20 protein-coding genes are annotated in these 20,851 nt (G+C 63.7%); 14 read left to right on the forward strand and 6 right to left on the reverse strand.

The genetic code is table 11. From position 1 onward, the window contains the following. Position 1: 1 nt before the first annotated feature. The 6 genes from mnhG to mbhE are packed head-to-tail and all read right to left on the reverse strand — an operon-like array spanning position 2 to position 5,756. Positions 2–343, reverse strand: coding sequence for a monovalent cation/H(+) antiporter subunit G (gene mnhG / locus P3C50_RS00385; protein WP_275544464.1), 342 nt, complete (start codon positions 341–343; stop codon positions 2–4). After that, positions 340–651, reverse strand: coding sequence for a monovalent cation/H+ antiporter complex subunit F (locus tag P3C50_RS00390; RefSeq protein ID WP_275544465.1), 312 nt, complete (start codon positions 649–651; stop codon positions 340–342). Before P3C50_RS00390 ends, mnhG begins: the two co-directional genes overlap by 4 nt. After that, a complete protein-coding gene (locus P3C50_RS00395; protein ID WP_275544466.1) occupies positions 648–1,145 on the reverse strand; it encodes a Na+/H+ antiporter subunit E in 498 nt (165 codons plus the stop codon). Before P3C50_RS00395 ends, P3C50_RS00390 begins: the two co-directional genes overlap by 4 nt. Then, a complete protein-coding gene (locus tag P3C50_RS00400; protein ID WP_275544467.1) occupies positions 1,145–2,641 on the reverse strand; it encodes a proton-conducting transporter membrane subunit in 1,497 nt (498 codons plus the stop codon). Before P3C50_RS00400 ends, P3C50_RS00395 begins: the two co-directional genes overlap by 1 nt. Beyond that, positions 2,638–3,036, reverse strand: coding sequence for a sodium:proton antiporter (locus tag P3C50_RS00405; protein WP_197855281.1), 399 nt, complete (start codon positions 3,034–3,036; stop codon positions 2,638–2,640). The genes P3C50_RS00400 and P3C50_RS00405 overlap by 4 nt, the downstream gene beginning before the upstream one ends. Then, complete coding sequence (gene mbhE / locus P3C50_RS00410; RefSeq protein WP_275544468.1) at positions 3,036–5,756, reverse strand: hydrogen gas-evolving membrane-bound hydrogenase subunit E; 2,721 nt, start codon at positions 5,754–5,756, stop codon at positions 3,036–3,038. Before mbhE ends, P3C50_RS00405 begins: the two co-directional genes overlap by 1 nt. A 237-nt stretch (positions 5,757–5,993) precedes the next feature. Here mbhE and P3C50_RS00415 point away from each other — a divergent pair, with 237 nt between their 5' ends. The 14 genes from P3C50_RS00415 to P3C50_RS00480 all read left to right on the forward strand — a co-directional run bounded on the left by P3C50_RS00415 (position 5,994) and on the right by P3C50_RS00480 (position 20,850). Beyond that, positions 5,994–7,139: a serine hydrolase domain-containing protein gene (locus tag P3C50_RS00415; protein ID WP_275544469.1), complete on the forward strand. Its 1,146-nt coding sequence runs from the start codon at positions 5,994–5,996 to the stop codon at positions 7,137–7,139. Positions 7,140–7,221: 82 nt separating this feature from the next. Then, the gene (locus P3C50_RS00420; RefSeq protein ID WP_275544470.1) at positions 7,222–7,869 is read left to right on the forward strand and encodes an OmpA family protein; all 648 of its coding nucleotides are present in this window, start codon (positions 7,222–7,224) and stop codon (positions 7,867–7,869) included. A gap of 87 nt (positions 7,870–7,956) precedes the next feature. After that, complete coding sequence (gene pdxH / locus P3C50_RS00425; RefSeq protein WP_275544471.1) at positions 7,957–8,604, forward strand: pyridoxamine 5'-phosphate oxidase; 648 nt, start codon at positions 7,957–7,959, stop codon at positions 8,602–8,604. A 439-nt stretch (positions 8,605–9,043) separates the two neighbouring features. Then, positions 9,044–9,736 carry a DUF421 domain-containing protein gene (locus P3C50_RS00430; protein WP_275544472.1) on the forward strand — a complete coding sequence of 231 codons (693 nt, stop codon included), beginning with the start codon at positions 9,044–9,046 and terminating at the stop codon, positions 9,734–9,736. 364 nt (positions 9,737–10,100) lie between these two features. Continuing rightward, positions 10,101–10,628, forward strand: a complete 528-nt coding sequence (locus tag P3C50_RS00435) for a ProQ/FinO family protein (protein WP_275544473.1) — start codon at positions 10,101–10,103, stop codon at positions 10,626–10,628. Between the two features lie 98 nt (positions 10,629–10,726). Continuing rightward, on the forward strand, positions 10,727–11,857 hold the full coding sequence (locus P3C50_RS00440; RefSeq protein ID WP_275544474.1) for a sugar diacid recognition domain-containing protein: 1,131 nt from the start codon (positions 10,727–10,729) through the stop codon (positions 11,855–11,857). Between the two features lie 184 nt (positions 11,858–12,041). Then, positions 12,042–13,409 (forward strand): GntP family permease, encoded by a 1,368-nt coding sequence (locus P3C50_RS00445; RefSeq protein ID WP_275544475.1) that lies wholly within the window; start codon positions 12,042–12,044, stop codon positions 13,407–13,409. A 56-nt stretch (positions 13,410–13,465) separates the two neighbouring features. After that, complete coding sequence (locus P3C50_RS00450) at positions 13,466–14,599, forward strand: glycerate kinase (protein WP_275544476.1); 1,134 nt, start codon at positions 13,466–13,468, stop codon at positions 14,597–14,599. A gap of 114 nt (positions 14,600–14,713) precedes the next feature. Next, a complete protein-coding gene (locus tag P3C50_RS00455; RefSeq protein WP_197855291.1) occupies positions 14,714–15,175 on the forward strand; it encodes a hypothetical protein in 462 nt (153 codons plus the stop codon). 295 nt (positions 15,176–15,470) lie between these two features. Next, positions 15,471–18,263, forward strand: coding sequence for a monovalent cation/H+ antiporter subunit A (locus tag P3C50_RS00460; protein WP_275544477.1), 2,793 nt, complete (start codon positions 15,471–15,473; stop codon positions 18,261–18,263). Position 18,264: 1 nt separating this feature from the next. Then, on the forward strand, positions 18,265–18,594 hold the full coding sequence (locus P3C50_RS00465; RefSeq protein WP_099522068.1) for a Na+/H+ antiporter subunit C: 330 nt from the start codon (positions 18,265–18,267) through the stop codon (positions 18,592–18,594). Beyond that, positions 18,591–20,102 carry a monovalent cation/H+ antiporter subunit D gene (locus P3C50_RS00470; RefSeq protein WP_275544478.1) on the forward strand — a complete coding sequence of 504 codons (1,512 nt, stop codon included), beginning with the start codon at positions 18,591–18,593 and terminating at the stop codon, positions 20,100–20,102. Before P3C50_RS00465 ends, P3C50_RS00470 begins: the two co-directional genes overlap by 4 nt. Beyond that, a complete protein-coding gene (locus tag P3C50_RS00475) occupies positions 20,099–20,596 on the forward strand; it encodes a Na+/H+ antiporter subunit E (RefSeq protein ID WP_275544479.1) in 498 nt (165 codons plus the stop codon). Before P3C50_RS00470 ends, P3C50_RS00475 begins: the two co-directional genes overlap by 4 nt. Then, positions 20,581–20,850 carry a K+/H+ antiporter subunit F gene (locus tag P3C50_RS00480; protein WP_013714638.1) on the forward strand — a complete coding sequence of 90 codons (270 nt, stop codon included), beginning with the start codon at positions 20,581–20,583 and terminating at the stop codon, positions 20,848–20,850. Before P3C50_RS00475 ends, P3C50_RS00480 begins: the two co-directional genes overlap by 16 nt. Position 20,851 lies beyond the last annotated feature (1 nt).

Genomic DNA, 20,851 nt, shown 5'->3' on the forward strand with positions numbered 1-20,851 from the left:
CCTATTCGCCGCCCTTGTTACGCTGCTCCAGCTGATCGCCCAAACGGCCCAGCGTTGGCCGAATGCCGGCGCGGTGAGCGGCGCGGGCGATGGCGTGCGCAGCCAGCGGGGCGCTGGCCAGCAGAATCAGCAGGCCGAGAAAGGCTTCCAGGGCGAGTTCGCCGCTGCTGGCCAGGGCTACTGCGCCAAGTAGCAGCACCGCGCCGAGAACCCCGGCCTTGCTCGCCGCATGCATGCGGCTGTAACTGTCGGGCAGGCGCAGCACGCCAATCGCGCCAAGCAGGGAAATCAGTGCGCCGCTCAGTACCAGCAGCGAGGCCAGCCAGGCCTGGATCTCGTTCATGGACGTTCCTCGCGTTTTTCCGGCATCTGGCTGTGAGCGTCATCGAACAGGAAGGCGAAAGCCGCCGTGCCGAGAAACGACACCAGCGCCAGCAAAACCGCGACGTCGACGAACAGTGCCTCGCCGCGCATCAGGCACAGCAGTGCCATGGCCGCGACAGCCAGCAGGGTCAGGGCATCGATCGCCACCGCACGATCCGGGCGGCTCGGCCCGCGCAGCAGGCGATACAGACTGATCAAACCGCTCAGCGCGAGCAAGACTGCAGCCAGGGGTAGTACCCAGGCGGCGCCGGCAAGATGCAGGGTCATGGCGTTACTCCTTCTGCTTGGCCTGCGTCGAACCAGGCCAGCAGGCGACGTTCCAGCTCGATGAGAATGTCGGTCACGTCCTCGCGGCGGCGCGCATCGAGGGCGTGGATATAGAGCAGGCCCTGCTCCGGGTCGTAATCCAGGGCCAGAGTGCCGGGGGTCAGGGTCAGCAGGGTACCGAGCAGCGTCACTTTGCCCACCTCGCGTCGCGTGACCGGGTAGGCCAGTATCGCCGGCTCTACGTCGACCCGACGCGCCAGCACCAGGGTGGCGACGTGATAGGTGGCAAGGAACACCTGGGCGATGAACCACAGGCAGAAGCTGATGCCATGCTCCAGGCTGCGTGCGTAACGGCGCAGGCGCGCGACCATCAGGCCCAGCAGGCGCACCAGCAGGTAGAGCAGGGCGAAGGCCAGCAGGCCGCCGCCCAAATGGCCGGCGCCGAGGCTCCAGGCCAGTACGGCGCTGGCCAGCAGATGGATGAGAAACAACATCAGGCATCTCCTGCGCTGGCGAAAGGTTGCAGATAGGCCTGCGGATCGGCGAGCTGCGCGGCGGCCGCCACGGCGTAGTCGATTAGCGGGCCGGCGCCCAGGCCGATCAGCACGGTCATCACCGCCAGGGCGCTCATGCCCAGCCAGGCCGGACGCATGCCGGTGACCACTTGCAGCGCCTCCTCACCCTGTGGATGAGGCTTGAGGAAAGCCTCGTTCCAGATCTTGTTCATCGACAGCAGTGTGAACACGCCGGTTAGCAGGGCGATGCCGGCCGCCCACCAGGCCGCGGCATCCAGGCTGGCCTTGACCAGCAGGAACTTGGCCCAGAAACCGGACAACGGCGGGATGCCCGCCAGCGAAAGGGCCGGAATGGCGAACAGCAGCGCCAGCCAGGGCATGCGTCGGTACAGCCCGCCCATGTCGGCCAGCCGTTCGGAGCCGCAGATGCGCGCCGCCAGGCCGCCGATGAAGAACAGGTTGGCCTTCACCACGATATGGTGGATCAGGTAGAACACCGCACCGGCTAGCGCCAACGGCGTGGCCAGCGCCAGGCCGAGGATCATGTAGCCGACCTGGCTGACGATATGGAACGACAGGATGCGTCGCACCTCGGTCTGCGCCGCCGCGCCGAGCACGCCCACCAGCATGGTGGCGCAGGCGACCCACAGCAGCAGTTGATGGGGTAGGCCGTATTCCGGCCAGAGCAGGGTCACCAGGCGGATCAGCGCATACACGCCGACCTTCGTCAGCAGCCCGGCGAACATTGCTGACACGGCGGTGAGGGCTACGTGGTAGGTGGCCGGCAGCCAGCCGAACACCGGGAACAGCGCCGCCTTGATGGAGAACGACAGCAACATCAGCAGCAGCGCCGGGGTGACGCCGGGCGGCGCTTCGCCGCTGCGCATGATCACCGCCAGTTCACCCATGTTCAGCGTGCCGCTGGCGCCGTAGACCAGGCCGGCGGCGAGCAGGAAGATCAGCGTGGCGAACAGGTTGAGCGCCACGTAGGTCATGCTGCCGGCTAGTCGGCGGCTGCCACCGCCGAGGGCCATCAGGGCGAAGCAGGCGATCAGCAGCACCTCGAACCAGACATACAGGTTGAAGATGTCGGCGGTGATAAAGGCGCCGCAGATGCCGGTCAGCAGGCCCTGGATGAACAGGTGGAAGTCACGGCCGACCTTGCTGTCGTTGTCCTTGGCAACGCCATAGAGCAAGGTCACCAAGGCGACCACGGCGCTGATGGCGATCATCACAGCCGACAGCCGGTCGATCACCAGGCTGATGCCGAACGGTGCCTGCCAACCGCCGACCTGACCAGTCAGCACCACGCCCTGCGCGGCCTGCCAGACCAGCGCCAGGCCCACTACCAGCAGCAGGGCGGCACCGCTCAGGCTGAGCACACGTACAGCTAGCAGGTGGCGACGCAGGATGATCGCCAGCAGCAGGCTGCACAGCGGAACGAGGATCGGTGCAACGAGTAACGCGTGGTTCATCGGCGAGCCTCCACACCGTCGCTTTCATGCTCGCTGTCGTGCCAGTCCGGCGCCGGTTGCTCGGTGATCGAGCTGACCGAGTCGGTGGTCTTGTCGCCATGCAATTCGCGGGTGCGCTTGAGCAGCGCCAGGGCGAAGATGAACAGACTGAAGCCGATGACGATCGCCGTCAGCACCAGCGCCTGCGGTAGTGGGTTGGCGGCGTCGACCGTATTGCCGGCCTCGACGAAGGCTGGACGCTCGCCGAAGAAGCGCCCGGCGGTGAGAACGCCCAGGTTGATTGCGTTACCCAATACCACCACACCCAGCACGACGCGCTTGAGGTTGCGGTCCAGAAGCATCCACAGGCCCAGACCTGCCAGGCCTCCGGTCGTGATTGCAGCGAGCCATTCCATCAGTGGCGAACTCCCGTGAGCTTGTCGATCATGTGCAGGGCGGAGCCGAACACGGTGAGGAAAACGCCGATATCGAAGAGCAAAGGCGTGCCCAGCGGCAGCCCGCCGGGGAAGGTCCAGAGACCGGTGAGAAACGCGCTGCCGGCGATCAGCCCGAGGATGCCGGCGCCTGCCGCGCAGCCCAGGCCGATGCCGATCAGTTGCGCGGGTGCCACCGGCAGCACACGGCGAATCTGCCCGTGGCCATAGGTCAGCACCAGCAGGATCAGGCCGCAGGCCGCCACCAGTCCGCCGATGAAACCGCCGCCCGGCAGGTTGTGGCCGCGCCACAGCAGCAGCAGCGAGGCCGCCAGCATCAGCCAGGCCAGCGGGCGCAGGCCCTGGCGCAGCAGCGGCGAGGTGAAGGCATCTTCACCGCCGTGCTCGTTGCCGAAGCGTCGGCCACTGCCAAGCAGGCTGGCCGCGGCAAGGGCGGAGAGCGCGACCACGAGAATTTCACCGAGGGTATCGAAGGCACGGAAGTCCACCAGAATCACGTTGACCACGTTGTGGCCATGACCACCCGGCAGGCTGTTGGCCTGATACCACTGGGCGATTTCGCCCGGCAGCGGCAGGCTCACCGCCAGCAGCAGGGCGCCGGTCACGCTGAGGCCGAAGAGAATCGCCACGCTGGCATGCAGGCGGCGCTTCCAGGGCGCGCGGGCGCCGCTGGCCGGTACCGTGGGCATCTTGCGAAATACCAGGGCAAGGAAAATCAGGGTGAGGGTTTCCACCATCAACTGCGTCATCGCCACGTCCGGCGCGTTGACCGAGACGAACACCAGTGCCAGGCCCAGGCCACAGGCGCCGAGCGCCGCCAGCAAGGTCAGGCGACCAGGCAGGAACGCAGCCGCCACGCCACCGGCCAGTGCCAGCAGGCAGCCGGCCAACCCCAGCGGTGATATCGGGCTGTAGCTGCCTTGCAGCAACTGGGGCAGCGCCGGCAACAGGCCGACCGCGAGCAGGCCGCCTACCGCCAGCGCCAACAGCACCAGATGCTGGCGCAGCGAGCCGTGCTGGAAGCGCGCGGCGAGCAGCCCGGCGAGGTGGAAGACGCGCTTGAGCAGGCGATCCCAGATCAGGTCACCGCTGACGTTCCAGGCCGCGTTGGCGCTGTCCAGCAGCTGCCGCACGCGGTCGCGCATCACATAGAACAGTACCCCCAGCGATACGGTCAGCAAGCTGGCCAGCAGTGCCGGGGTGATCCCGCCCCACAGATAAAGGTTCACATCCACCGGGCCGCGCGCCACGGCTTGCACCGCGTTGTTCACCAGCCAGGTTTCCGGCCAGGCGTTCCAGGCGCCTAGCAGGAAGCCTCCGACGGCCAGCAGCATCGGCCCCAGCCACATCGGCAGACCGACTTCATGAGGCGCGCGCGGATAGTCGCCACGCTTGCCAAGGAAGGTCTGCAAGAACACCAGACATGCCGCGGCGAACAGCAGGGCGTTGGTAAGGATCATCACCAGGGTCACAGCCCAGCCGATATGACCCATCTCGATCAGGCCGCTGTACTTGAACTCCTTGGCGATGAAGCCGAAGAACGGCGGCAGGCCGGCGTTGGAGAACGCCGCCAACGCCACCGCTGCACCGGTCAGCGGCATGAAGCGGATTAAACCGCCGAGGCGCGCCAACTCGCGGGTGCCGGTGGCGTGATCGATGGCGCCGACCGCCATGAACAGCGCACCTTTATACAGAGAGTGCGCCACCAGATAGAGCACGAACGCTTGTAGACCGTAGCTGGTGTTGGTGCCGATCAGCATGGTCAACTGACCGAGTACGGTGACCGTGGTGTAGGCCAGCAGGCGCTTGAGATCGGTCTGGCGGAAGGCGAGGAAGGCGCCGAGCACCGCCGTTGCAGCGCCAAAGGTGATCAGCAGGGTGCCCCAGCCGATGGAGCCGCCAAGCACCGGGTTCAGGCGGGCCAGCAGGTAGATGCCGGCTTTGACCATGGTCGCCGAGTGCAAATAGGCCGACACCGGCGTCGGTGCATTCATCGCGTTGGGCAGCCACAGGTGAAAGGGCACCTGTGCCGATTTGGTGAAGCAGCCGAGTAGCACCAGGGCAATGATCGCCGGTAGCAGCACATGGCCTTCGATCTGTTCGGCGCTGAGGCTGGAAAACTGCCAGTTACCCGTGGCGCCGCCGAGCAGGATCAGGCCTGCCAGCAGCGCCAGCCCACCGCCGCCGGTAATCAGCAGGGCCTGCAGTGCCGCCCTGCGCGATACCGCTTTTTCATGCTGGAAGCTGATCAACAGGAAGGAGGCGATGCTGGTGAGTTCCCAGAACACGAACATCGCCACCAGATCGTCGGCCAGCACCAGGCCGAGCATCGCCAGCATGAACACCAGCAAGTAGGCGTGAAAGCGACCGAGATGGACATGACTGGACAGGTAGCTGCCGGCGTACAGCACGATCAGGCTGCCGATGCCGCTGATCAACAGGGCGAACAGCAATGAGAGGCCATCCAGGCGCAGGCTGAGGTTGATACCCAGGGCCGGAATCCAGCTCATGCTCTGCACGATGGCCTCGCCGCCGGCAATCAGCGGGATTTGTTGAACGAACCAGATGAAGGTCACCAGCGGTGCCAGCATTAGCAGCCAGCCCGTACGAGCGCCCAGCAGGCGCGTCAGACCGGGCGCCGCAACTGCAGCCAGGGCGATCAGGGACAGTAGGTAGAGCACTCGTTTCTCCTGTTCCGAGCGTCGAAGCCAAGGCGGCCTGATAATCACGCACTTGCCTGTGGCCGGCCTTTACCGGCTGACAGGGCTGCAGGGCGTACCGGTCATATCAGGCCGCGCTTTTTTTCAGAATAGGAAAAACCAATCGAACATCGCTATTTTATGAAGTTTCAGAACATTGCATGATAGGCGGCTGCCATCATCGGCAGCTTTGGCCAGGTAGCGAAACGGGAGAACAGCGTGCAGATTCAGGGCTATTTCGACTTGCGCTTCGAGGCGGTGAGAGACGCATTCGCCGCGCTGTTCGACGACGCGCAGGAGCGGGGCGCGGCCCTGTGCGTCAAGGTCGGTGGTGAAACCGTGATCGACCTGTGGGCCGGGGTGATGGACAAGGACGGCCAGCAGACCTGGCACAGCGATACCATTGCCAACCTGTTCTCTTGCACCAAACCCTTCGCCGCGGTCGTGGCCCTGCAGCTGGTGGGCGAGGGCAAGCTCGATCTGGATGCCCCGGTGGCGCGTTACTGGCCCGAATTCGCCGCCGCCGGCAAGGAGCGCATCAAGGTGCGCCACCTGCTCTGTCATCAGGCCGGCTTGCCGGCGCTGCGTCAGCTGCTGCCCGCCGAGGCGCTGTACGACTGGCAGACCATGACCGACGCGCTGGCGGCCGAACAGCCCTGGTGGCCGCTGGGCGAGGGCCATGGCTACGCGCCCATCACCTACGGCTGGCTGATCGGTGAGCTGATTCGCCGGGTCGAAGGACATGGCCCGGGCGACAGCATCGCCGCGCGCATCGCCAGGCCGTTGGGCCTGGATTTCCATGTCGGCCTGGACGACAGCGAATTCGACCGCGTCGCCCATATCGCCCGCGGCAAGGGCAATCTCGGCGATGCCGCCGCGCAGCGCCTGCTCAAGGTGATGATGAGCGACGCCAGCGCCATGAGCACGCGCTCGTTCACGAACCCGCCGTCGATCATGACCAGCACCAACAAGCCGGAGTGGCGGCGCATGCAGCAACCAGCCGCCAACGGTCATGGCAACGCGCGCAGCCTGGCGGGCTTCTATGCCGGCCTGCTCGACGGCAGCCTGCTCGATGCCGAGCTGCTGGGCGAAATGACTCGCGAGCACAGTGTCGGTGACGACAAGACCCTGCTGACCCGCACGCGTTTTGGTCTGGGCTGCATGCTCGATCAGACCGATGTGGCCAACGCCACTTACGGCATGGGCGCGAAAGCCTTCGGCCACCCGGGGGCGGGAGGCTCCAGTGGCTTTGCCGATCCGCAAAGGGACGTGGCATTCGGCTTCGTAACCAACAATTTAGGACCGTTCGTCTTGATGGACCCCCGAGCACAGAAACTTGCACGTCAGGTTGCGGACTGTATCTGATTGAAACGGCTACACTTGCGCCAGCCGTTCAGTACCAACCATAACGAACTGACCATTAGATTTGCGTAATCACGGGGGCTACATGCGTGCCAACAAGATTTTTGCTTTTACCTGCTGCCTGCTGATCGCGGGCTGTGCCGGCTCGGAAAAGAAGGAAGTCGCCAAGCCGGCGGCAATGCCTGCGCCCCAGGTGACCCGCGCCTGGCTCGACGAATATGAGCCGAAGCTGCGCGAAGTGGTCAAGGACAGCAAGTTCGAGTTCGAGCGTCGGGAAAATCTGTTGGTGGTGACGGCGCCGGTGCAGGGTTCCTTCAACCCGGACCGTCCGCACATGCTCCTGCCTGCCAGCCTGGGTCCGATCACCCGCGTAGCCAAGCTGCTGGAAACCGACGAAGACATCGCCGTAGTTGTTCTTGGCCATGCCGATAGCAGTGGTGACGCTGCATTGAACCGTGACCTGAGCCAGCAGCGCGCACGTGCCGTGACCTCCATCTTCCGTCTCAGCGGCCTCAAGCAGACTCGCCTGCAGGTCATGGGCCTGGGCTCCGACATGCCGCGCGCCGCCAATGACAGCGCAGCCGGTCGAGCGCTCAACCGCCGCGTGGAAATCCTCCTGACCTCGCGTGACACCATGCAGGGCCTGATCGCCAAATACAGCCAGCCGGTCAAGGCAGAGCTGAAGGATGCGCCCAAGGTAGCTGCCGCAGATCAAGGAAAAGCGGGCAAGTAAGAGTAAGCTTGCAGGCATTTCCACACTGCTAGGGCTGGCGCTGGAGACCAGACGGATTGGTTTCTGGCCCTGTCCTGAGGAACTGCCATGACCCAAACCCTGGCCGATATGCGCCGCGACTACACCCGCGACGGCCTGAGCGAAGCCCAGGCCCCGCTGGAACCCTTTGCCCTGTTTCGTCAGTGGTTCGATGACGCGGTCAAGACCGAGCAACTGCCGGTTGAACCCAACGCCATGACCCTGGCTACTGTCGATGAACAGGGCCGCCCCCATTGCCGTGTACTGCTGCTCAAGGGCCTCGATGAACGAGGCTTCACTTTCTTCAGCAACTACGACAGCGCCAAGGGCCGTCAGCTGGCGGCCCATCCTTTTGCCGCCATGACCTTCTTCTGGCCCAGCCTGGAGCGCCAGGTGCGTATCGAAGGTCGTGTTGAGCGCGTCACCGCCGCCGAATCGGATGGTTACTACCAGGTACGCCCGCTGGGCAGCCGCATCGGCGCCTGGGCTTCGCCACAGAGCAGGGTGATTCGTGATCGCGCGGAACTGGAGAATCTGCTGGCCGAGACCGAAAAACGCTTCCAGGGTCAGGCGCCAAATTGCCCGCCGCACTGGGGCGGCTATCGCCTGCTGCCCGAGCGCATCGAGTTCTGGCAGGGCAGGCCAAGCCGCCTGCATGACCGGCTCAACTATCGCTTTGAGGGCGAGGCGTGGATTCGCGAGCGGCTGGCGCCTTGATGCAAAGACCGGCGTGGTGAGCACGCCGGTCTAGTGCAGGGTCCAAAGAGCGAAGCGAACGGCTTCGACGCGTTTGTCAGGCCGCGAGGTGCAGGATATTCGGCGGCGCCTTGCCGTAACGGGTCCGTATCGTTCGGTCAGTCAGGCTCACCGATGCCAACTCAGGCATCATCGGGACTTCTGAGCAAGAGGCTGCCTGCCGGGTCAAATAGGCAGTTGGTGGGAACTTCTTCCCGATCTTTCATGTGCAGCCTCTCGCAAACCTCGTTCTCGCCTATGGCCGGCATCAGCTTTCCATGCCGCGCATAGCCGGCGGCTACACAAATCCGTTCCGTACTGAGGGCTGCCTTTTCCCAAGCCGTCTATGTGGCCCGTTTAGCAGGCGACCCTTTGCCTGATTTGCTTGTCTATAAGGTACAAGCCGCTTATGGACTAATCGATGACAGCGTTCGACTGGCAGCGCATGCTACTGGATGATTTCCCCCTGCTTTTTCTGGGAGAAGTCGCGTTTCGTGCTCTCTTCGCATTCATAGTCGTTTTCGTTTTTCTCAAAGTCAGCGGTCGCCGTGGCATTCGCCAGTTGTCGCTGTTTGAACTGGTGGTCATCCTGACGCTTGGCTCGGCTGCAGGCGATGTCTCCTTTTACGAAGACGTGCCCCTTCTGCCGGTCGCAATGGTTTTCGCCTCTCTGCTGCTGCTTTATCGCCTGACCGTCCTGGCAATGAGTCGCTGCAGGAGGTTCTCGATCTGGATGGAGGGCGAGCCGGTCACGATCATCAGAGAAGGGCTCTACGATCTGGACAGCCTGAGGCGTTTGAAGATCTCGTCTGACGAGTTCTTCATGGAGCTTCGCCAACAAGGTGTCGAGCACCTCGGTCAAGTACGGCTGGCCATTCTTGAGACCGACGGCGAAGTCAGTCTTTATTTTTACCCAGCAGAGGCCGTCAAGTTCGGGCTGTCTGTATTACCTCAAGAATACCGCCCGGCCTACGTAAGGGTGCCATCAAGCACCGTTTACGCCTGCACCCGCTGTGGCAATACCCAAGTTATCGATGCTGAGAAGCAGGCGGCCTGCCCTCGCTGTGAAAATACTCAATGGACGCTCGCATCGAGTGAGCCACGCTTGCGCTGATTGCCAATAATCCGATGTAGCTGATTTGAGTTTCTCAGTTCTGTTGGCCAAATTCCGGAGTCAGCGGCAGCTGGCCTTGGCAGGCGTGTATTGGCAAAGACGGATTACTGCTTTCCGTCCGTCGATAGTTTTCGCACACGGCCGGCTGTTTCCGGCCATTAGCGGATGATGTTTCCAGCGCCGCGCCAATCCCTCAGGATCGCGCGCTTCAGGCAGCCATTGTGGCCGGCAGCGGCCTTTCACGCGTTCTCGGCAGACGGCCCGCCACCTACCGCCGAGCATGCCAATTGCCAATAAGGCTGTGCGAAACGAGCACATAAGATACCCTTGCGCCACGAATCAACCGGGATGCTGTGAATCGAAGATGGGTTTTGAACAACTAGCCGAGCTACGTGACCGCCTGCGGGCCGAGAAAAAGCAGGTAGAGCAGGTACAGCAGGCAAAGAGCGAAGGCGCCAAGCCGCAAAAGCGCAAGCAACCGCAAAAAGCCAAGGTGCGTGAGCAGGATCCGGCCGTCGAGGCGATCTGGCGGCTGCAGAAGCATTTCCCTCTGGCCTTCCCGGTCAATCCTGCGCCGAAGGTGCCGCTGAAAGAGGGCATTCTCAAGGATGCCGAGCAGCATCTGTCGTTGCTCGGCATCAGCCTCGAGCAGCTCAAGCTGGGCATTGCCGCCTGGTGCCGCGGCGGGCGCTATTGGTCTGCGATGACCGAGAACGCGCCGCGCCTGGACCTGCAAGGCCAGCCCGTGGGCGTGGTGACGGCAGGGCAGGCGTTGCATGCCCGGCAGCAGGCCAGGCGCCAGCGTATGGAGATGCGCCGCAACCAGGCCAAGGCGAAAGCGCCGGCGGACGACCAAGCCGCTGACAGCAGCGCGCAACCAGGCGCCGAGTAACCCACCTTCTGTTACAGCCCGAGGATTGCTCGGGCTTGCCAGCGCATCGTGCCGCCCAACGGCCTACAATGGCGGCCTCATTCGCGAGGCCGCTTCCGATGCTCGAACTCGACTCCACCCTGGCGCAGCATATCGTCGACCGCGCCATGGCCATCCTGCCGTACAACATCAATGTGATGGATGCGCAGGGCATGATCATCGGCAGCGGCGACCCCAGCCGCCTGCATACCCGCCACGAGGGCGCGCAGCTGGTGCTAGCCAACCGTCGCGTGGTGGAGATCGATGCGCAGGCAGCGGCCTGCCTGCGTGGCGTCAGGCCCGGGGTTAATCTGCCCCTGCTACATGCCGAGCGCCTGATCGGCGTGCTCGGTATCACCGGCGACCCCGAGACCGTGCGGCCCTATGCCGAACTGGTGCGCATGGCCGCGGAAATGCTGGTCGAGCATCGCATCCTGCAGGCCGAGCGGCACTGGCAGCGGCATCAGCAGGAGGCCTGGTTGCGCCAGTTGCTTGATCCGCAACTGCGCCTGTCCAGTCTCGAGGTCGATGTCGAACGCCTGGGGCTGCAGCTGACCTGGCCACGGCAGATGTGCCTGCTGCAACTCGATGGTGAGGGCGATCCTCTACCGCGCCAGGCGCGTCTGCTGGCGTCCCTGGGTGGCAAGAGCGAACACCTGGTGGCGCCGCTCGGCCGCCACGAGCTGCTCTGGTGCAGGCCCTACAGCGCCACGCGCGATGATCGCGCCTGGCTGCAGCAGGCCGACGAGCGTGAGTGGGGCGTACGCTCGCTGGCGCTCAGCGATCCCCTGCATGATCTTGCCGAGCTGCGTCAGGCCAGCCTGGTGCTGCGTGACCTGCAGGCCTACGGCCAGGCGCGTTTCCCCGAGCGTCGTCTGCTGCAGCTGGACGAGTTGCGCCTGCCGACGCTGCTCTATGCCCAGCGCCACAGCTGGTTGCTGCAGGGCTGGCTGGCGCCCCTGCGCCAGGTTCTCGCGCAGGATCCGCAGGGCACGTTGCGGGCGACTTTGGAGGCCTGGTGCGCGCATGACGGCCAGGTACAGACCTGCGCCCAGGAACTGGGCATTCACCGCAATACCCTTCGCTATCGCCTGGAGCGCATCGCCGAGCTCAGTGGCCTGGATCTCAACCGGCTGGATCAGCGTCTACAGCTATCCTTGGGGCTGGGGTTGCTGGAGTCGGAAGTGGCCGCTCAACCGAACACCCGGTAATTCCCCCAGGTAGCCAGCGAAGCCAGGTGGCCTTGTGCGATTGCACAGCCTGCTGCGCCTTGCTTCGTTTGATTTGGTGCTGATGCACAAGGCGAGGGCAGGGTGGCCTGAGCCACAATGTTGCGCCTGTCGGCACTTACATTCGGGCCACGTGCCCGCCATAACAACAACGAGGAGACTGGTCATGGGCCTGGTCCTGATTCTGGTAGCACTGATCGCGTTCATCGTGCTGTCCACTACCCGTTTGAAACTGCACCCCTTCCTGGCATTGCTGGCCGCTGCACTGATCGCCGGTTTTGCCTACCAACTGCCCAGCGGCGAAATCATCAAGACGATGACTGCCGGCTTCGGCGGTATTCTCGGTTACATCGGCATCGTCATCGTGCTCGGCACCATCATCGGGGTCATCCTCGAGCGTAGCGGCGCCGCGATCACCATGGCCGAGACGGTGATTCGCCTGCTGGGCCAGCGTTTTCCCACGCTGACCATGTCGATCATCGGCTACCTGGTATCGATTCCAGTGTTCTGCGACTCCGGCTACGTCATTCTCAATTCGCTGAAAAATGCCCTGGCCGCGCGCATGAAGGTTTCCGTGGTGGCCATGAGCGTGGCCCTGGCCACCGGTCTGTACGCCACCCACACCTTCGTACCGCCGACCCCCGGCCCGATCGCTGCGGCTGGTAATCTGGGCCTGGAAACTTCCCTGGGTCTGGTGATCCTGGTTGGCCTGCTGGTGGCAGCGGTCACCGCCGTGGCCGGTATGTTCTGGGCCAATCGTTTCCTCAAGCAGAACGACCAGGAACTGCTGGAAGAGGCGCCGAGCGAGCTACTCGCCGATAACGTCGACTTCGATGCGCTGCGTGCCCGCTACGGCAAACTGCCCAGCGCCTGGCAGGCCTTCTCGCCGATTTTCGTGCCTATCGCGCTGATCTGCCTGGGCTCGATCGCGGCGTTCCCCAGTAAGCCGTTTGGCGAAGGCGCGCTGTTCGAGGTGCTGAGCTTCCTCGGTCAGCCGGTCGCTGCGCTGTTGGTCGGTCTGGTGCTGGCCTGCTCGCTGCTCAAGGGCGAGGGCAAACGTCAGCAGTTCCATGATCATGTCGCCCACGGCCTGAAAGAGGCTGCGCCGATCCTGCTGATCACCGGTGCCGGTGGCGCCTTCGGTGCCATCCTCAAGGCCACCGCCTTGACCGGTTACCTGGGTGACACCCTGTCGGCGCTGGGTATCGGCCTGTTCATGCCGTTCCTGGTGGCTGCCGCGCTGAAGAGTGCGCAGGGTTCTTCCACTGTTGCCCTGGTGACCACCTCGGCGATGGTTGCGCCGCTGCTGAGCAACCTGGGCCTCGACAGCGAGATGGGCCGCGTGCTGACCGTGATGGCCATCGGTGCCGGTGCCATGACCGTATCCCACGCCAACGACAGCTTCTTCTGGGTGGTAACCCAGTTCAGCCGCATGAAGGTGGCCACCGCTTATCGTGCACAGACCATGGCGACGCTGGTTCAGGGTATCGCCGGTATGGCTGCCGTCTGGCTGCTGAGCCTGGTTCTGCTGTAATCCGCTATACCGACAGGCGACCAGAAGGTCGCCTGCCTCCTTTCGAGGTTCCTATCATGAAAATCGTCATCGCTCCCGACTCCTTCAAGGAGAGCCTCAGCGCGCCCGATGTGGCCGCTGCCATCGCACGCGGCTGGCAGCAGGTGTTTCCCGAAGCTGAATGTCTGCTGCGGCCAATGGCCGACGGCGGCGAGGGCACGGTCGATGCGCTGTTGGCGGCCGTCGGCGGCGAGCGTCGTGAGCACGAAGTGCGCGGCCCCATGGGCGCGCCGGTCAAGGCGCATTGGGGCTGGCTGGGGCAGGGCACCGCGGTGATCGAGATGGCGGCGGCCAGCGGCCTGCATTGGGTGCCGCGCGAGCAGCGCGACGCTCGCCTGGCCTGTAGCTTTGGCACAGGTGAGCTGATCCGCGAGGCGCTGGATGCCGGTGCCACGCGCATCATTCTTGGCCTGGGCGGCAGCGCCACCAACGATGCGGGCCTAGGCCTGCTGCAGGCGCTGGGCATGCGTTTTCTCGATGCCAACGGGAAGGAGCTGGCGCCAGGCGGCGCGGCATTGGCGAATCTCGATCAGCTCGATCTGAGCCGCCTCGATGCGCGCCTGCTCAAGGTGCAGATCGAGGTCGCCGCCGATGTCGATAATCCCTTGTGCGGGCCACGCGGTGCCTCTGCCGTGTTCGGCCCGCAAAAGGGCGCAACGCCCGAGCATGTCACCCAGCTCGACACGGCGCTCGGCCGTTTCGCCCGGGTCGCCGCCGCTACGCTGGGCGAGGATCACGCCGAGTTTCCAGGTGTCGGTGCCGCAGGCGGCCTCGGCTTCGCTGCGCGTGCTTTTCTCAAGGCGAGCTTCCGCCCTGGCATCGAACTGGTAGCCGAACTGTCCGGGCTTGCTGCTGCGATGGAGAATGCGGATCTGGTGATCACCGGGGAAGGGCGCATGGATGCCCAGACCCTGCACGGCAAGACGCCCGTCGGTGTGGCACGTGTGGCGGGTGCGGCCGGGGTGCCGGTCATTGCCTTGTCCGGTAGCCTGGGCGACAACTATCAGGCGTTGTACGAGGCCGGCATCGAGGCAGCGTTCAGCCTGGCACCAGGGCCGCTTTCGCTGGAGCAGGCGATCGCCGGCGCGGCAGGCGAGCTGCAGGCGCGCGCCACGGATATCGCAAGGCTGTGGCGCCTCGCCCGCTCCTGACTGGGCGAACCTAGCTGAACTCGGTCTGTCAGACATAACAATTGTTAATGCGCAGTCGTGACAGTTGCGCGCCCCCGGCGTCTAATGGATCAAGATACCTCTGGAGGAATTGCTATGCGTAAACCTACTCTGCTCATCACCTCGCTGGCCGCGCTGCTGGCCCTTGGTGGTTGCCAGTCCAGCCTGACCGGCGACACCTACAGCCGCGACGAGGCCCGGGCGGTGCAAACGGTACGCATGGGCACCATCGAGTCGTTGCGTCCGGTCAAGATCGAAGGCACCAAAACTCCGGTCGGCGCTGGCGCCGGTGCCGTGGTTGGCGGTATTGGCGGCAGCGGCCTGGGTGGCGGGCGCGGCAGCGCGGTGATGGCCGTGGTCGGTGCCGTCGCCGGTGGCCTGCTCGGCGCGGCAGCCGAGGAAGGCTTCACTCGCACCCAGGGTGTGGAGATCACCGTGCGGGAGGACGACGGCACCATGCGCGCCTACGTGCAGGAAGTCGAGCCGAATCAGGTGTTCCGTGTCGGCGAGCGCGTGCGCATCATGACCGTCAACGGTACCAGCCGCGTCACTCACTGATCGTTGTAGACAAGCCGGAGCAGTCAAGGCTGCTCCGGCTTTTTTGTGTCCGGCTATAGTGCTGAGCGGTCGTCGGCATCCTTGCATCGACATGCGTGTAACCAAGTGTGTTTAACGATAATTCAATACATGACGTTGCCTTGATAGTTATGGATAATCGGCCGTTATGCTTGTGCCGACAACGACTTAGCTGATCCGTTGTGGTGCATGGAATATCACCGTCAGGGAGTTGCGACTCCAGTTTTTTCTAATTGGGTCGCCCGACCTGACGTGCCTGCATAAAGGGGTTTTTTCGATGGCGCTTGCGCTGATTGTCGCCTTGCCATTTCTGGGCTTGTTTCTGCCGGTGCTTGCCGAGCGGCTTGGACGCTCGGCCTGCGCCGCGGCTGCGGCTCTTGCGCCCGTGGTGGCGCTGGTGCTGCTGTTCAATCATCAGTCAGCGGTGTTCGCCGGCGAGGTGCTGCGGGTCAAGCTGGAGTGGCTGCCGCATCTGGGCCTGAATCTCAGCCTGCGCCTCGATGGCCTCGGCTTCCTGTTCGCCTTGCTGATTCTTGGCATCGGCCTGCTGGTCATCCTCTACGCCCGCTATTACTTGGCCAAGACCGAGCCGATGGGGCGTTTCTTCGCCTTTCTGCTGCTGTTCATGGGCGCCATGCTCGGTGTGGTGTTGTCGGAAAACCTGCTGCTGATGCTGATGTTCTGGGAGCTGACCAGCCTGTCGTCGTTCCTGTTGATCGGCTTCTGGGGTTCGCGTTCCGAGGCGCGCAAAGGCGCGCGCATGGCGCTGGCGATCACCGGCGGCGGTGGCCTGGCACTGCTCGCTGGCATCCTCCTGATCGGCCATATCGCCGGTAGCTTCGAGCTGTCGCAGGTACTGGCCGCCGGCTATGCCATCCGTGCGCATGAACTGTATCCGGTGGCGCTGGTGCTGGTGCTGCTGGGCGTGTTCACCAAATCGGCGCAGTTCCCGTTCCACTTCTGGCTGCCGCACGCCATGGCTGCGCCAACGCCGGTATCGGCCTATCTGCACTCGGCGACTATGGTCAAGGCCGGGGTATTCCTGCTGGCGCGTCTGTACCCGGCACTGGCCGGTTCCGAGTGGTGGTTCTACATGGTCAGCCTGACTGGCCTGGCCACGCTGCTGGTGGGCGCGTGCATGGCGCTGTTCCAGCATGACCTCAAGGGCCTGCTGGCTTATTCGACCATCAGCCACCTGGGCCTGATCACCCTGCTGTTCGGCCTGGATACCCGCCTGGCCGCGGTGGCGGCGGTGTTCCATATCATCAACCACGCTACCTTCAAGGCCTCGCTGTTCATGGCCGCCGGCATCATCGACCACGAAACCGGCAGCCGCGACATGCGGCTCATTAACGGGCTGTGGAAGCACATGCCGCATACGGCGGTGCTGGCGATGGTGGCCGCGTCGGCCATGGCCGGTGTGCCGTTGCTCAACGGCTTCCTGAGCAAGGAAATGTTCTTCACCGAAACCCTGCACCAGCACCTGCTGGGCGGTTTCAACTGGGTGATTCCCGCAGCCGCGACCCTGGCCGGCGTGTTCTCGGTAGCCTATTCGCTGCGTTTCATCCACGACGTGTTCTTCAACGGCAAGCCGGTCGACCTGCCCAAGTACCCGCCGCACGAACCGCCGCGTTACATGAAGGTACCGGTGGAGGTGCTGGTGTTCCTCTGCCTGCTGGTGGGCGTGGTGCCGGCCTACACGGTGGCGCCGCTGCTGGCCGCCGCTGCCGCTTCGACGCTAGGCGGCGAATTGCCCGAGTACAGCCTGGCCATTTGGCACGGCTTCAATCTGCCACTGATGATGAGCTTCATCGCCCTGTTCGGCGGGATTCTCGTTTATGCCTGTCGCAAGCCGCTGTTCCGTTGGTATGAAGGTTTACCGAATCTGGATGCCAAGGACGCGTTCGATCAGGTGGTGCGTTACTCGACCCGCCTGGCTGTGCGCATCACCAAATTGCTGGAAAGTGGTTCGCTGCAGCGCTACCTGGCCTGGATGCTTGGCAGTGCCCTGACCTTGGTGGTAATCGCGCTGTCGCCGCTCGAGCAGTTGACCGGTAGTGTGCCAATGACGCCAATCGATCCGCTGACAACCATTGGCATGCTGATTCTGATGGTGACTGCGGTACTCACCGTGGTTTTCCACCGCCGCCGCCTCGTGGCTCTGATGATCCTCAGCGCTGCTGGTCTGATGGTGGCGCTGGCCTTCGCCCGCTTCTCCGCCCCGGACCTGGCGCTGACCCAGCTGTCGGTGGAGGTGGTGACCATCATCTTGCTGATACTTATCCTGTACTTCATGAACGACCGCACCCCGGCCGAGTCCAGCAGCCTGCGTGGCCTGCGTGATCTGGTCCTGGCGCTGGGCAGCGGCACCATGGTGGCGATGCTCACCTACGCGGTGCTGACCCGTCCTTACCAGAGCATTTCCTCGTTCTTCCTCGAGAACAGCGTCTCCGGGGGCGGCGGTACCAACGTGGTCAACGTGATCCTGGTGGACTTCCGCGGCTTCGATACGCTGGGTGAGATCACCGTGCTGGCGATTGCTGCCATCGGGATCTATGCACTGTTGCATGGCCTGCACCTGCCGCATCCGACCCACGACAAGAACGGTCGTCCGTGGTCGACCGATGCGCATCCGATGATCCTCGACAACCTGGCGCGGGCCATGCTGCCGATGGCGCTGCTGATTTCGGCGTTCATCTTCCTGCGCGGGCATAACCTGCCGGGCGGCGGCTTCATCGCTGGCCTGATCACCTCGGTGGCGTTGATCCTGCAGTACATCTCCCACGGTGTGACCTGGACCCAGGAGCGCCTGAAGTTCAGCTATCACGCCACCGCCGGCTGGGGCGTGCTGATCGCCGGGCTGACCGGCCTGGGCAGCTGGGCGTTCGGCTCGCCGTTCCTGACCTCGGCGTTCGGTCATTTCCATGTTCCGCTGATCGGCGAAATCGAGCTGGCGACCGCGATCCTTTTCGATCTCGGGGTATTCCTGGCGGTCGTCGGCGCGACCCTGCTGATCCTTTCCAATATCGGCCATGTCAGTCAGGACGAGTCGTGCAAGGAGGTCATCTGATATGGAGGCAGTATTCGCAATTACCCTCGGGGTGTTGGCTGCCAGCGGCGTCTACCTGCTGCTGCGGGCGCGTATTTTTCCGGTGGTGATGGGGCTGACCCTGATCTCCTATGCGGTCAACCTGTTCATCTTCGCCATGGGCCGGCTCGGCACGGGCGTGCCGGCGGTGATCGGCAAGAGCGCCGAGTATGGTGATCCGTTGCCACAGGCACTGGTACTGACTGCCATCGTCATTGGCTTCGCCATGACTGCGTTCGTCGTGGTGCTGGCCCTACGTGGCATGGGTGAGCTGAAAACCGATCACGTCGATGGCGAGGAGCCGCGCGCATGAGTCACGCCATCATCCTCCCCATTCTGCTGCCGATGTTTTTCGGCGCGTTGTTGCTGGTCGGCCACGGCTGGTCGCGTGAGGTGAAGCGGGGTGTTTCCCTGATCGGCTGCCTGGCGCTGCTGCCGGTGTGTCTGTATCTGGTGCTGTTGGCCGGTGCGGGGCAGTTGCAGGTTTATGCCTTGGGTAACTGGGTCGCGCCGTTCGGCATCATGCTGCTGCTCGACCGCTTCAACGCTGCGCTGCTGTTGCTTACCTCAGTGCTCGCCTGCTTCGCACTGATCTATGCCTGCCGTGGTGATGATGAGCGTGGGCCGAACTTCCATGCGCTGTTCCAGTTTCAACTGCTGGGCATCAATGGTGCGTTCCTAACCGCTGACCTGTTCAACCTGTTCGTGTTCTTCGAGATTCTGCTGATCTCGTCGTATGCACTGCTGCTGCATGGCAACCGTGCCAATCAGGTCAAGGCTGGCGTGCATTACGTGGTACTCAACCTGCTGGGCTCGTCGTTCTTCCTGATCGGCGTCAGTCTGTTGTACGGCCTGACCGGCACCCTGAACATGCCGGACCTGGCAGCGCGCGTAGCCAGCGCCGATGTCGCCGATGCACCGCTGATCAAGGCAGCGGCCTACCTGCTGCTGATCGTTTTCGGCCTCAAGGCTGCCGTGCTGCCGCTGTGTTTCTGGCTGCCACGCGCCTATGCCGCTGCGCCTGCTTCGGTGGCGGCGTTGTTCGCGATCATGACCAAGGTTGGCTTCTACGCCATCGTCCGCGTGTTCACCCTAGTGTTTGGCGAACAGGCCGGGCCGCTGGCCCATCTCGGCCATGAGTTGCTCTGGTGGCTGGCGTTGCCGACCATCGCCTTTGGCGTCATTGGTGCCCTGGGTGCACGTCAGCTGCAGGCGCTGCTGGCTTATCTGGTGGTGGTTTCGGTGGGCACTCTGTTGGCCGGCTTCGCCATGGGTAACGTAGCCGCATTGAGTGCTGCGCTTTATTACATGGTGCATAGCACACTGATCAGCGGTGCGCTGTTCCTGCTCGCCGGCCTGGTGGTCGCCCAGCGTGACAGCGCAGACGGTGATCTGCAGCAGGAGCGTGTGCTGCGTCAGCCGCTGTTGCTAGGCTGCATGTTCTTCTTCGCATCCATCTCCATCGCCGGGCTGCCGCCATTCTCTGGATTCCTCGGCAAAATGTTGCTGCTGCGCGCGGCCGAGCCGGGTTGGCAGGCCTGGAGCCTATGGCCGGTGGTGCTGATTGGCGGTCTGTTGACCCTGGTGGCGCTTAGCCGCGCCGGTACCAGCCTGTTCTGGCTGGGCCATGGCGCGGACGCTTCACCGTCCAAGGCCGAACCGGCGGATCGCATCAGCCTGTTGGCGGCGCTGGGCCTGTTGCTGGCCAGCCCGCTGCTGCTGATCGCGGCCAAGCCGATCCTGGCGTACCTGGAGGCGGCAGCGGCGCAATTGCTCGATCTGCAACCTTATCTGTCGATCATTGCCGGAGGTGCGGCATGAGGCGTTTCTTCCCCCACCCGCGGATGATGCTGGTGCTGGCGGTGCTCTGGCTGCTGCTGGTCAACACCCTCAACCTGGGGCATATCCTGCTCGGGCTGTTTCTGGGGTGGTCGATCGTGCACCTGTGCGGCGACTTCCTACTGACCGTGCCGAGGGTGCGCAAGCCCATCGGGCTGCTGATGTTCATCGGCAAGGTGTTCTACGACATCGTGGTGGCCAACCTGCAGGTTGTTAAGCTGGTGCTCGGCCCAAAGTCGCGCCTTGAGCCGGCATTCGTCGAGGTACCGGTGGAGATAGAAGACGAGTTCGTCCTGTCGACCCTGGCCTGCATCATTTCGCTGACGCCTGGCACCGTTTCCGCGGGACTCAGCTCCGACCACAAGACACTGCTGCTGCACGGGCTCGACGTGCCGGATCGCGACGAGCTGATCGCCGAGGTCAAGAGTCGCTACGAGAAGCCGCTGCTGGAGATTTTCGAATGCTCGAGAACGTAGTCTTTCTGTGCATGGGCATCCTCACGCTGGCCATGCTGCTCAATGTCGCGCGTCTGGTCGAAGGACCGAGCGTGGTGGATCGCGTTCTGGCCCTGGATACCCTGTACATCAACGCGCTAGCGCTGATCGTGCTGTTCGGTATCTGGCTGGCGTCGGATCTGTTCTTCGAGGCCGCACTGCTGATCGCAGTGATGGGCTTCGTCGGCACGGTCGCGGTGGGTAAACACCTGCTGCACGGCGATATCATCGATTAAG

Source organism: Pseudomonas sp. Marseille-Q0931 (assembly GCF_940789645.1).
GTDB lineage: Bacteria > Pseudomonadota > Gammaproteobacteria > Pseudomonadales > Pseudomonadaceae > Aquipseudomonas.